This is a genomic window from Streptomyces blattellae (assembly GCF_009709555.1).
GTDB lineage: Bacteria > Actinomycetota > Actinomycetes > Streptomycetales > Streptomycetaceae > Streptomyces > Streptomyces blattellae.
This window is the reverse complement of sequence record NZ_WJBG01000233.1, coordinates 86,845-99,543: the sequence shown is the minus strand read 5'-3', so window position 1 is coordinate 99,543 and position 12,699 is coordinate 86,845. Positions and strand designations below refer to the sequence as shown.

Genomic DNA, 12,699 nt, shown 5'->3' with positions numbered 1-12,699 from the left:
GGCATCCTGCGCCCATGCAGACGGAGCTGAGCAAGAAACTGGGAGTCGAGCACGCCGTCTTCGGCTTCACGCCGTTCCCCGCCGTCGCCGCGGCCATCAGCCGGGCCGGCGGCTTCGGGGTGCTCGGCGCGGTCCGCTACACGGCCCCCGACGACCTCAAACGCGATCTCGACTGGGTCGAGGCGCACGTCGAGGGTGCGCCGTACGGTCTCGACGTCGTCATGCCCGCCAAGAAGGTCGAGGGCGTCACCGAGGCCGACGTCGAGTCGATGATCCCCGCCACGCACCGGCAGTTCGTGCAGGACACCCTCGCCAAGTACGGGGTGCCGGAGCTGGCCGAGGGTGAGGCGTCCGGCTGGCGCATCACCGGGTGGATGGAGCAGGTCGCCCGGACCCAGCTCGACGTCGCCTTCGACTACCCGATCAAGCTGCTCGCCAACGCCCTCGGCTCGCCGCCCGCCGACGTGGTGGCCCGCGCCCACGGCCGGGACGTCCTCGTCGCCGCGCTCGCGGGCAGCGCCCGGCACGCCCGCAAGCATCAGGAGGCGGGCATCGACATCGTCGTGGCACAGGGCTACGAGGCGGGCGGCCACACCGGCGAGATCGCCTCCATGGTGCTCACACCCGAGGTGGTCGAGGCCGTCGACCCACTGCCGGTGCTGGCCGCGGGCGGCATCGGCAGCGGACAGCAGGTGGCGGCCGCGCTGGCGCTCGGGGCCCAGGGTGTGTGGCTGGGCTCCATATGGCTGACCACCACAGAGGCCGACCTCCACTCGTCCGCCCTCACCCGCAAACTGCTTGCCGCCGGCTCCGGCGACACCGTCCGCTCCCGCGCCCTGACCGGGAAGCCCGCGCGCCAGTTGCGTACCGACTGGACCGACGCCTGGGACGACCCGGACGGGCCCGGCACCCTGCCCATGCCGTTGCAGGGGCTGCTCGTCGCCGAGGCCGTCTCACGCATCCAGAAGTACGAGGTCGAACCGCTGCTGGGCACGCCCGTCGGGCAGATCGTCGGCCGGATGACCAGCGAACGCAGCGTCCAGGCCGTCTTCGACGACCTGACCCGTGGCTTCGAGCGGGCCGTCGACCGCATCAACCACATCGCCGGAAGGAGCGGACAGTCGTGACCACCGGATTCTGGGCCCAGGCCGCCGAAGACCCAGGCCGTACGGTTCTCATCGCCCCCGACGGCGAACCATGGACCGCGGGCCGCCTGCACTCCGCCGCCAACCAGCTCGTCCACGGCCTGCGCGCGGCCGGACTGGAACGTGGCGACGCCTTCGCGGTCGTCCTGCCCAACGGGCCCGAGTTCTTCGCCGCGTATCTGGCCGCCACCCAGGCGGGGTTCTACCTCGTGCCCATCAACCACCACTTCGTCGCGCCCGAGATCGCCTGGATCGCCGCCGACTCCGGCGCCAAGGTGCTCCTCGCCCATGAACGGTTCGCCGGCCCCGCCCGCCAGGCCGCCGACGAAGCGAGCCTCGCGCCCTCCCACCGGTACGCCGTCGGCACGGTCGAGGGCTTCCGGCCGTACGCCGAACTCCTCGACGGGCAACCGGAGTCCGCGCCCTCGGACCGCACCCTCGGCTGGGTCATGAACTACACCTCGGGCACCACCGGCCGCCCCCGCGGCATCCGCCGCCCCCTGCCCGGCAGACTCCCGGAAGAGTCCTACCTCGGCGGCTTCCTCGGCATCTTCGGCATCCAGCCCTTCGACGACAACGTCCACCTCGTCTGCTCACCGCTCTACCACACCGCCGTACTCCAGTTCGCGGGCGCCTCCCTGCACATCGGCCACCGCCTCGTCCTGATGGACAAGTGGACGCCCGAGGAGATGCTCCGCCTGATCGACACCCACCGGTGCACGCACACTCACATGGTCCCGACGCAGTTCCACCGGCTGCTCGCCCTGCCGGACCACACCAGGCGGTCGTACGACGTGTCGTCCATGCGGCACGCCATTCACGGCGCCGCCCCCTGCCCCGACCACGTCAAGCGGGCCATGATCGACTGGTGGGGCGACTGTGTCGAGGAGTACTACGCCGCCAGCGAGGGGGGCGGCGCCTTCGCGACCGCCGAGGACTGGCTCAAGAAGCCCGGCACGGTCGGCAAGGCCTGGCCCATCAGCGAACTCGCGATCTTCGACGACGACGGTACCCGGCTGCCGCCCGGCGAACTCGGCACCGTCTACATGAAGATGACCACGGGCGGCTTCGCCTACCACAAGGACGAGACCAAGACCCGCAGGAACCGCATCGGCGACTTCTTCACCGTCGGCGACCTCGGCCTCCTCGACGAGGACGGCTATCTCTTCCTCCGCGACCGCAAGATCGACATGATCATCTCGGGCGGGGTCAACATCTACCCCGCCGAGATCGAGTCCGCCCTGCTCGCCCACCCGGCCGTCGCCGACGCCGCCGCCTTCGGCATCCCGCACGACGACTGGGGAGAGGAGGTCAAGGCCGTAATCGAGCCGGCCCCCGGCCACGAACCAGGCCCCGTCCTCGCGACCGCGATCCTCGACCACTGCGCCGAGCAACTCGCCGGCTACAAGCGGCCCAAGAGCGTGGACTTCATCCCGGAGATGCCGCGGGATCCGAACGGGAAGCTGTACAAGCGGAGGTTGCGGGATCCGTACTGGGAGGGGCGAACGCGGCCGGTGTGAGCGGACATGCACACACACGCGCGTGACGCGATGTGTGGGTCCGCGCCATGTGGGTCCGCGCCATGTGGGACGGCGTGCCGATGTCATTGAGGGGGGAGGGCCAGAGGAGCGTACCAACGGGTATGCGCCTTGACCTCGTTCAGCGGCACAACCAGGATCAAGTGTCATGACGCCTGGACACGGCAGTACGGTCGACGGGGTCCTGCGGCGCAGCGCCCGGCGCACTCCGGCGCGCGTCGCGGTCGACCACGGCGACCGATCCTGGACGTACGAGGAACTCGACGAGGCCGTCTCACGGGCCGCGAGCGTCCTGCTCGACCAGGGCCTCGCTCCCGGCGACCGGGTCGGCGCCTACGGCCACAACTCCGACGCCTACCTCATCGGCTTCCTGGCCTGCGCCCGCGCCGGCCTGGTGCACGTACCGGTCGACCAGAACCTGACCGGCGACGACCTCGCGTACATCGTCGGCCAGTCCGGCAGCACGCTGGTCCTCTCCGATCCCGCCCTGTCCCACCGGCTCCCGGACGACGTCCGCACGGTGCCCCTGCTCGACGCCGACGATTCGCTGCTGGGGCGGCTGGCACAGGCGCCCGCGTACGACGGCCCGGAGCCGCGCTCCGAGGACCTGGTGCAGCTGCTCTACACGTCCGGCACCACGGCCCCGCCCAAGGGCGCGATGATGACGCACCGGGCGCTGGTGCACGCGTACCTCAGCGCGATCGCCGCCCTCGACCTCAGCGCGGGCGACCGCCCGGTGCACGCACTGCCGCTCCACCACTCGGCGCAGATGCATGTGTTCCTGCTGCCGTACCTCGCGGTCGGGGCGACGAACATCATCCTCGACGCGCCCGACGGCGACCGGCTGTTCGACCTGATCGAAGCGGGCCGCACGGACAGCCTCTTCGCGCCGCCCACCGTGTGGACCGGCCTCGCCGACCGCCCGGACTTCGACCGACGCGACCTCGGCGCGCTGCGGAAGGCGTACTACGGGGCGTCGGTCATGCCGGGGCCGGTGCTGGAACGGCTGCGCGAGCGGCTGCCGAAGCCGGCGTTCTACAACTGCTTCGGCCAGAGCGAGATCGGCGCCCTGGCCACCGTCCTCGGACCCGACGAACACAAGGGCCGGCTGGACTCCTGCGGTCGCCCCGTACTGTTCGTCGACGCCCGCGTGGTCGACGAGGCCGGCCAGGATGTCCCCGACGGGACACCGGGCGAAATCGTCTACCGCTCCCCGCAGTTGTGCGAAGGCTACTGGGACAAGCCCGAGGAGACCGCTGACGCCTTCCGCGACGGCTGGTTCCACTCCGGCGACCTCGCCGTGCGGGACGCGCACGGCTACTTCACCATCGTCGACCGGGTGAAGGACGTCATCGACTCCGGTGGCGTGCTGATCGCTTCACGCCAGGTCGAGGACGCGCCGTCCACCCACGAGGCCGTCGCCGAGGTGAGGTCACGGAGGAGGATCTGATCGCGCACGCCCGAGCCAGGCTCGCCCGCTTCAAAGCCCCCAAGCGGGTGCTGTTCGTGGACGAGCTGCCATGCAACGCGAGCGGGAAGACCCTGAAACGGGAGCTGAGGGACCGTTTGCCCTAGCCGTCGCGCAGGTCCACGATCCGCCTGATCTTGCCCACGGACCGCTCCAGCGACTCCGGGTCCACGATCTCGACGGCGACCGACACGCCGATGCCGTCCTTGACGGCCGCCGCGATGGCCTGCGCGGCGGCCTCCCGGGTATCGGGGGAGGCGTCGGCGCGGGCCTCCGCGCGCACGGTGAGGACGTCGAGGCGGCCGTCGCGGGTGAGCCGGAGCTGGAAATGGGGCGCCACGCCCGGTGTGCGGAGCACGATCTCCTCGATCTGCGTCGGGAAGAGATTGACGCCGCGCAGGATCACCATGTCGTCACTGCGGCCCGTGATCTTCTCCATCCGCCGGAAGACCCGGGCGGTTCCCGGCAGCAGCCGGGTCAGATCCCGGGTCCGGTACCGGACGACGGGCATGGCCTCCTTGGTGAGCGAGGTGAAGACGAGCTCGCCTTGCGCGCCCTCCGGCATTACCTCACCGGTGACCGGATCCACCACCTCGGGGAAGAAGTGGTCCTCCCAGATATGCAAGCCGTCCTTCGTCTCCACGCACTCCTGTGCCACGCCCGGCCCGATCACCTCGGACAGTCCGTATATGTCGACCGCGTCGATCGCGAACCGCTCCTCGATCTCCTGGCGCATCTGCTCGGTCCAGGGCTCGGCACCGAAGATGCCCACGCGCAGGGAGGTGCCGCGCGGATCGACGCCCTGCCGCTCGAACTCGTCGAGGATCGTGAGCATGTACGACGGCGTCACCATGATGATCCCGGGCCTGAGGTCCTGGATCAGCTGGACCTGGCGGGCCGTCATGCCGCCGGACGCGGGGATGACCGTACAGCCGAGCCGTTCGGCGCCATAGTGGGCGCCGAGCCCACCGGTGAACAGCCCGTAGCCGTACGCCACATGTGCGATGTCGCCGGGCCGCCCGCCCGCCGCCCGGATCGACCGGGCCACCAGGTCGGACCACAGGGAGAGGTCGTTGTCCGTGTAGCCGACCACTGTGGGGCGTCCGGTGGTGCCGCTGGAGGCGTGGATACGGCGGACACGGTCCCGGGGCACGGCGAACATCCCGTACGGGTAGTTCTCGCGCAGGTCCGCCTTGGTGGTGAAGGGGAAGTGCGCCAGGTCGGCGAGGGACCTGCAGTCGTCCGGATGGACGCCCGCCTTGTCGAAGGACTCCCGGTAAAAGGGCACATGGGCGTAGGCATGCCGCAGCGCGGCGCGCAGCCGCTCCAGCTGCAGTGCCCGCAGCGCCTCCGCGTCGAGCCGTTCCCCGGAGTCCAGCAGATCCTCCGCCGCATCCGCCATGCGCGCTCTCCCTCAATCACCCGCATCAATCCAGGCGACCGATCATTCGGTCGCCCCACTCGGGATCAGTAACCCAGCCGATCCGACCTCAGGCAAGAGCTGCTCCGCCGATTTCTCCCCGAAGGCGATGTTCCTCCGGTTAGCGTGCCCGGCATGGACATCGAGCCGCGTACCGTCACAGCCAACGGCATCACCCTCGCCTACCGAGTCTGGGGCCCCGACCAGGCGCCTCCCGTTCTGCTGCTGCACTGCCGCGGCGCCGACGGGGCGGACTGGGCGCCGGTCGCCGAGCGGCTCGCGGCCGGTCCGCGCCGGGTGTATGCCCCGGATCTACGGGGCCACGGGCGCAGCGACTGGCCGGGTACGCGGCCGGCGCCGGGAGCGGACGTCTACGGGTACGTGACGATGCGCGACGACATACGTGGTCTTCTGGCGGCGCTTGGAATCGGCCGTCTCGACGTGGTGGGCCACTCGCTCGGCGGCGCCGTGGCCTACCTGCTCGCGCAGACGGAACCCGACGTCGTACGGCGTCTTGTCCTGGAGGACGTGCCCGCGCCGATCCCGCTCGACCCGCCGCGACCGCCCGCCGAACGGCCCGACGGGGAACTGCCGTTTGACTGGGCCATGGTGCGGGCCACCGACGCACAGCGCAACGCGCCTGATCCTGTGTGGTGGGACCACATGGGGCGGATCACCATGCCCACGCTGCTCATTGGGGGTGGCCCCACCAGCCTGATCCCGCAGGAGCAGGTCGCCATGCTCGCCGGACTGATCCCCGACGCCCGGCTCGTGACCATCGATGCGGGACATCTGGTGCATGAGACACGACCGGAAGAGTTCCTCGCGGCGGTCGAGGCGTTCCTCGATGCCGAAGACGACGCCGAAGACGACGCCGAAGACGACGCCGAAGACGACGCCGAAGACGACGCCGAAGACGACGCCGAGGACGTCGTCAGCCGGAGTTCCGGGGCTCGTACGCCGTCATGAAGCGGTCGTGGAAGGAGCCCATCCCCCAGCACCTTCTAGTCGCGGGCGACGGTACGACGAGGACCGTGTCCTCGTCGCCGACGCCCTCTGGGTCACCGGTCCGCCGCCACCGCCACCTCCCGCGCCCACCGGTAGTCCGCCTTGCCGCTCGGCGACCGCCGGATCGCATCCGTGAGCACCAGCTGACGAGGGATCTTGTAGCCCGCGAGATGGGAACGGCAGTGTGTCCGGATGTCGTCGAGGGACGGCGCTCGCGCACCCTCGCGCACCTGCACCACCGCCGCCACGTGATGCCCCCACTTGGGGTCCGGCACCCCGGCGACCAGAGCGTCGTACACATCCGGATGGGACTTGAGCGCCTGCTCGACCTCCTCCGGGTACACCTTCTCGCCGCCGGTGTTGATGCACTGCGAGCCGCGGCCGAGGACCGTGACGACGCCCTCCTTGTCGACGGTGGCCATGTCGCCGAGCAGCACCCATCGCTCGCCGTCCTTCTCGAAGAAGGTCTCGGCGGTTTTCGCCGGGTCGTTGTAGTAGCCGAGCGGGACGTGGCCGCACTGGGCGACGCGGCCCACCTCGCCGACGGCGACCGGTTCACGGGTGGCGGGATCGACCACCTGGGTGCGTGAGTTGACGCGGATACGGAAGCCGCGTTCGGGGCCGGAGTCCTCCGTCGCCGTGCCGTTGAAGCCGGACTCGGAGGAGCCGAAGTTGTTCAGCAGCATCACATTCGGAACGAGCGCCTGGAACTGCCGGCGCACCGTGTCCGACATGATCGCCCCCGACGACGACACACTGAACAGCGACGTGCAGTCGGTGCCCTTCATGGGGCCGTTCAGGGCGTCGATCAGTGGCCGGAGCATCGCGTCGCCGACCAGCGACACGCTGGTGACCTTCTCCCGCTCGATGGTGCGCAGCGCCTCCTCGGGCGCGAACTTGCGGTGCAGCACGACCCGTTGCCCGAAGTTGAAGCCGATGAACGCCGTCAGCGTGGACGTGCCGTGCATGAGTGGGGGAGCGGGGAAGAAGGTGATCCCGTCCCCGCCCGCCGCGACCCGCTCGGCCAGCTCCTCCGGCTTCTTGACCGGCTCGCCGGTCGGTGCGCCGCCACCGAGACCCGAGAAGAACAGGTCCTCCTGACGCCACATCACGCCCTTCGGCATCCCCGTGGTGCCGCCGGTGTAGATGATGAACTGGTCGTCGCCCGAGCGCTTGGGAAACCCGCGCTCCGGGGATCCGGCCGACTCGGCCTCACCGAACGGCACTCCGAGCGTCTTCCCGGCTCCCACCCGCACCAGATGCCGCACCCGCTCCGCCCGCGGCAGCGCCGCCGCCACCCGGTCGCCGAACTCGGCGTCGAAGACCAGCGCCACCAGGTCGGCGTCCCGGTAGAGGTAGACCAACTCCTCTTCCACGTAACGGTAGTTGACGTTGACCGGCACGATCCGTGCCTTGAGGCAGCCGAGCACCGTCTGCAGGTACTCGACGCCGTTGTACAGATGGAGCCCGATGTGTTCGCCGGGGCGTATCCCGCTGTCGAGCAGATGGTGCCCGATGCGATTGGCGGCCGTGTCCAGCTCCAGGTACGTCAGCCTGCGCTCCGCCCCCGTGCCCGGATGGTCGAGATACACCAGCGCCTCACGGTCCGGCACCACGTCGACGACCGACTCGAACAGGTCGGCAAGGTTGTACTCCACCGCTCCTCCTGACCTCGCTCTCCACCGGCTGCCGGTCATCAGAGCAAAGGGCGCCACAACTGTGAAGGGCCCGCGCACAATAAATCTGACTGGCTGTCAGAAAACTCTTGAAGTGCTTCCTCGCCTCCTGCAACCTGTTCTCGTTCTGTCAGAGGGGAGACGGTCGATGGGTGGGACGGAACACCTCGCCGTACGGCGGGAAGGCGCCACACTGGTGCTCACGCTCAACAGGCCCGAGGCCAAGAACGCGCTCTCGCTGCCGATGCTCGTCGGCCTGTACGACGGCTGGATCGCGGCCGACGAGGACGACGAGGTCCGCTCGATCGTGCTGACCGGCGCGGGCGGCGCGTTCTGCGCGGGTATGGACCTCAAGGCCCTGGCCGGGCAAGGCATGGCGGGGCAGCAGTACCGGGACCGGCTCAAGGCCGACCCGGACCTGCACTGGAAGGCGATGCTGCGGCACCACCGCCCCCGCAAACCGGTGATCGCCGCCGTCGAGGGCCACTGCGTCGCGGGCGGCACCGAGATCCTCCAGGGCACCGACATCCGCGTCGCGGGCGAGTCGGCGGCCTTCGGGCTCTTCGAGGTCAGACGCGGACTGTTCCCGATCGGCGGTTCGACGGTCCGGCTGCAACGCCAGATCCCGCGCACACACGCGCTGGAGATGCTGCTCACCGGCCGCCCATACAGCGCCCGGGAAGCCGCCGGAATCGGCCTGATCGGGCACGTCGTACCGGACGGCACGGCCCTCACCAAGGCCCTGGAGATCGCCGAACAGATCAACGCCTGCGGCCCGCTGGCCGTCGAGGCCGTCAAGGCGTCGGTGTACGAGACCGCCGGGATGACCGAGGCCGACGGGCTCGCCGCCGAACTCAAGCGCGGCTGGCCCGTCTTCGACACCGCCGACGCCAAGGAAGGCGCCCGCGCCTTCGCGGAGAAGCGACCGCCCGTCTACAAGCGTGCGTAGGCGCTGCGCCGGCCAGGCCGGTTCAGAAGCTGCGGGCCGTCCGGTGGCTGGTCGCTCCCCCAAATTCTCGACTTCGCTCGAACCCGGGGGGACCTCCATCGCGGCGGAGCCGCATGTGTCACTGCGCCGCGCCCCTTGGGGAGTGCGTCGTACCGATCCCGGCCGGTTGCCGCCCGCCCATGCACCCCGACCTCCCAAGGAGGCACGCCTTCGATGCCCGAAGTCCTCAAGGCCCCGCTGACCGTCGAATTCCCCTTCACCCGCTCCCTCGGTCCCGTCCAGAGCGCCTTCCTCACCGGGCTGCGCGAGCGCGTCGTCCTCGGCGTGCGGACCCGCGACGGCCGTACCCTCGTCCCGCCCGTCGAGTACGACCCCGTCACCGCCGAGGAGATACGCGACCTCGTGCAGGTGGCCGCCACCGGCACGGTCACCACCTGGGCCTGGAACCACGCCCCCCGCCGCGGCCAGCCCCTCGGCGCCCCCTTCGCCTGGGCCCTGATCCGCCTCGACGGCGCCGACACGGCCCTGCTGCACGCCGTCGACGCTCCCGGCCCCGACGCCGTGCACACGGGCATGCGCGTCCGCGTCCGCTGGGCGGAGGAACGTACCGGCGCCATCACGGACATCGCCTGCTTCGAGCCGTACGACGGTGACGACCCGGCCGAACCGGCCGGCCACAGCGGAGAGTTCTCGAACTTCGAGAACTTCGAGGACCCGGTCACCGGCATCGTCGCCCCCGCCCGCCTCGATTACACCTACTCACCCGGCCGCGCCCAGTCCGCCTACATCAGCGCCCTGTCCGAACACCGCAATGTCGGCGAGCGCTGCCCGACCTGCCGCAAGGTGTACGTCCCGCCGAGGGGTGCGTGCCCCACATGTGGTGTGGCCACATTGGAACAGGTCGAGGTGGGTCCGCGCGGCACAGTGACCACGTTCTGCATCGTCAACATCAAGGCTGCTCATACGGCGAATCTCGACATCGACGTGCCCTACGTCTACGCCCACATCGCCCTCGACGGCGCCGACCTCGCGCTGCACGGCCGGATCGGCGGCATCCCCTACGACCAGGTCCGCATGGGCCTGCGGGTGGAACCGGTGTGGACCGAAGGGGCCCGCTTCCCTGATCACTACCGGCCGACCGGCGAAGCCGACGCGGACTACGACACCTACAGGGAGCTTCTGTGATGTGTGACATACCACTGGTTCCTGTAATGCGTGACATAGCACTGGTCGCCTTCGCGCAAACCGACCACCGCCGCACCAGCGACGAGCACTCCGAGGTGGAGATGCTCATGCCGGTCCTGCACGACGTCCTGGCACAGACCGGCCTGAAGACCGCCGACATCGGCTTCACCTGCTCCGGCTCCAGCGACTACCTCGCCGGCCGCGCTTTCTCCTTCACCCTCGCCCTCGACGGCGTCGGCGCCTGGCCCCCGATCCCGGAGTCGCACGTCGAGATGGACGGGGCGTGGGCGCTGTACGAGGCGTGGACGAAACTCCTCACCGGGGACGCGGACACCGCGCTCGTCTACGCGTACGGCAAGTCCTCGCCCGGCTCCGTCCGCGATGTCCTGACCCGGCAACTCGACCCGTACTACGTCGCGCCCCTGTGGCCCGACTCCATAGCCCTGGCGGCGCTCCAGGCACAGGCGCTCATCGACGCGGGCCACACCGACGAGCCCGCGCTGGCCGGAGTCGCTGCCCGCAGCCGACGGGACGCCGTCGGCAACTCCCATGCGCAGCTGAGGGGTTCGGTACCCCACGGGGACTATCTCGTACGACCGTTGCGCACCGGCGACTGCCCGCCCATCGGCGACGGCGCCGCCGCCGTGATCCTCGCGGCCGGCGACCGGGCCCGGGAGCTGTGTGAACGGCCCGCCTGGATCCGCGGCATCGACCACCGCATCGAGGCGCACGCCCTCGGCGTCCGCGATCTGACCGACTCCCCGTCCACGCGCCTGGCCGCCGAGAAGGCGGGCGCCTTCGAACGGCTCGTCGACACCGCCGAGCTGCACGCGCCGTTCACCTCACAGGAGGTCGTCCTGCGCAAGGCGCTCCGCCTCGACGACAGCGTCCGCGTGAACCCGTCCGGCGGCGCCCTGGCCGCCAACCCGATCATGGCCGCCGGCTTGATCCGCATCGGTGAGGCCGCGGCCCGCATCCATCGCGGGGAGTCCGACCGGGCCCTCGCGCACGCCACCTCCGGCCCCTGTCTGCAACAGAACCTGGTCGCCGTACTCGAAGGGGATCCCCGATGACCAAGGAGCCCGTGGCCGTCGTAGGCATCGGCCAGACCAGGCACGTGGCGGCACGCCGGGACGTGTCGATCGCGGGCCTCGTGCGGGAGGCGGCGCGGAGAGCGCTCGACGACGCCGAGTTGACGTGGGCCGATGTGGATGCCGTCGTGATCGGCAAGGCGCCCGACTTCTTCGAGGGCGTCATGATGCCGGAGCTGTACCTCGCCGACGCGCTCGGCGCCGTGGGCAAGCCCATGCTGCGGGTGCACACAGCGGGGTCGGTCGGCGGCTCCACGGCGCTGGTCGCGGCCGGTCTCGTCGCCGCGCGCGTGCACGGCACGGTCCTGACCCTGGCCTTCGAGAAGCAGTCCGAGTCGAACGCCATGTGGGGCCTGTCGCTGCCCATCCCCTTCCAGCAGCCGCTGCTGGCGGGCGCGGGCGGGTTCTTCGCGCCGCACGTGCGCGCGTACATGCGGCGCAGCGGTGCCCCCGACACCGTCGGCTCACTCGTGGCGTACAAGGACCGGCGCAATGCGCTGAAGAACCCGTACGCGCATCTGCACGAGCACGACATCACCCTGGAGAAGGTCCAGGCCTCGCCCATGCTGTGGGACCCGATCCGGTACTCGGAGACCTGCCCGTCCTCGGACGGCGCCTGCGCGATGATCCTCACCGACCGTGCGGGGGCGGCCCGCGCGCCCCGGCCGCCGGCCTGGATGCACGGCGGCGCGATGCGCAGCGAACCGACCCTGTTCGCGGGCAAGGACGCGGTGTCGCCGCAGGCCGGCAAGGACTGCGCGGCCGATGTCTACCGGCAGGCCGGCATCGCCGACCCGCGCCGGGACATCGACGCCGTCGAGATGTACGTGCCCTTCTCCTGGTACGAGCCCATGTGGCTGGAGAACCTCGGTTTCGCCGCCGAGGGCGAGGGCTGGAAGCTCACCGAGTCCGGGGTGACCGAGCTGGACGGGGATCTTCCGGTCAACATGTCGGGCGGCGTCCTGTCGACCAACCCCATCGGCGCCTCCGGCATGATCCGCTTCGCGGAGGCGGCCCTTCAGGTGCGTGGACTGGCCGGCGAGCACCAGGTGGACGGGGCCCGCAGGGTACTCGGGCACGCCTACGGCGGCGGATCCCAGTTCTTCTCCATGTGGCTTGTGGGGTCCCGGCCCCCCGACTCCTGAAAGGTCCCCCTCACGTGGCCTGTTGGCACTCGGAACCGATCGCTAGGCTGGCCCGCGGACGACGAATCGGGAGG

Annotated in this window: 9 protein-coding genes and 1 pseudogene; 8 read left to right on the top strand and 2 right to left on the bottom strand. The window is 70.4% G+C overall.

The features are described 5' to 3' along the window. Nucleotides 1–14: 14 nt before the first annotated feature. The 3 genes and pseudogenes from GFH49_RS34440 to GFH49_RS34430 all read left to right on the top strand — a co-directional run bounded on the left by GFH49_RS34440 (nucleotide 15) and on the right by GFH49_RS34430 (nucleotide 4,258). Nucleotides 15–1,127 (top strand): NAD(P)H-dependent flavin oxidoreductase, encoded by a 1,113-nt coding sequence (locus GFH49_RS34440; RefSeq protein ID WP_155059988.1) that lies wholly within the window; start codon nucleotides 15–17, stop codon nucleotides 1,125–1,127. Beyond that, entirely contained in the window at nucleotides 1,124–2,665 is a 1,542-nt protein-coding gene (locus GFH49_RS34435) for an acyl-CoA synthetase (protein WP_155059987.1), read from the top strand. The genes GFH49_RS34440 and GFH49_RS34435 overlap by 4 nt, the downstream gene beginning before the upstream one ends. A gap of 166 nt (nucleotides 2,666–2,831) precedes the next feature. Then, nucleotides 2,832–4,258 (top strand): annotated as a pseudogene (locus GFH49_RS34430) (AMP-binding protein). On the opposite strand, the gene paaK reads toward GFH49_RS34430, so the two are convergent. Continuing rightward, complete coding sequence (gene paaK, locus GFH49_RS34425) at nucleotides 4,255–5,553, bottom strand: phenylacetate--CoA ligase PaaK (protein ID WP_155059986.1); 1,299 nt, start codon at nucleotides 5,551–5,553, stop codon at nucleotides 4,255–4,257. The pseudogene GFH49_RS34430 and the gene paaK overlap by 4 nt on opposite strands. A gap of 153 nt (nucleotides 5,554–5,706) precedes the next feature. Here paaK and GFH49_RS34420 point away from each other — a divergent pair, with 153 nt between their 5' ends. Then, nucleotides 5,707–6,540 (top strand): alpha/beta fold hydrolase, encoded by an 834-nt coding sequence (locus GFH49_RS34420; RefSeq protein ID WP_155059985.1) that lies wholly within the window; start codon nucleotides 5,707–5,709, stop codon nucleotides 6,538–6,540. A 92-nt stretch (nucleotides 6,541–6,632) separates the two neighbouring features. Here GFH49_RS34420 and GFH49_RS34415 read toward each other — a convergent pair whose 3' ends face one another. After that, a complete protein-coding gene (locus GFH49_RS34415) occupies nucleotides 6,633–8,237 on the bottom strand; it encodes an acyl-CoA synthetase (protein WP_155059984.1) in 1,605 nt (534 codons plus the stop codon). Nucleotides 8,238–8,403: 166 nt separating this feature from the next. Here GFH49_RS34415 and GFH49_RS34410 point away from each other — a divergent pair, with 166 nt between their 5' ends. The 4 genes from GFH49_RS34410 to GFH49_RS34395 all read left to right on the top strand — a co-directional run bounded on the left by GFH49_RS34410 (nucleotide 8,404) and on the right by GFH49_RS34395 (nucleotide 12,625). After that, nucleotides 8,404–9,204 carry a crotonase/enoyl-CoA hydratase family protein gene (locus GFH49_RS34410; RefSeq protein WP_155059983.1) on the top strand — a complete coding sequence of 267 codons (801 nt, stop codon included), beginning with the start codon at nucleotides 8,404–8,406 and terminating at the stop codon, nucleotides 9,202–9,204. A gap of 213 nt (nucleotides 9,205–9,417) precedes the next feature. Further along, nucleotides 9,418–10,389, top strand: coding sequence for a Zn-ribbon domain-containing OB-fold protein (locus GFH49_RS34405; protein WP_155059982.1), 972 nt, complete (start codon nucleotides 9,418–9,420; stop codon nucleotides 10,387–10,389). 26 nt (nucleotides 10,390–10,415) lie between these two features. Beyond that, nucleotides 10,416–11,462 (top strand): thiolase family protein, encoded by a 1,047-nt coding sequence (locus tag GFH49_RS34400; protein ID WP_196218216.1) that lies wholly within the window; start codon nucleotides 10,416–10,418, stop codon nucleotides 11,460–11,462. Further along, nucleotides 11,459–12,625, top strand: coding sequence for a thiolase family protein (locus GFH49_RS34395; protein ID WP_155059980.1), 1,167 nt, complete (start codon nucleotides 11,459–11,461; stop codon nucleotides 12,623–12,625). Before GFH49_RS34400 ends, GFH49_RS34395 begins: the two co-directional genes overlap by 4 nt. The last annotated feature ends 74 nt before the right edge of the window (nucleotides 12,626–12,699 follow it).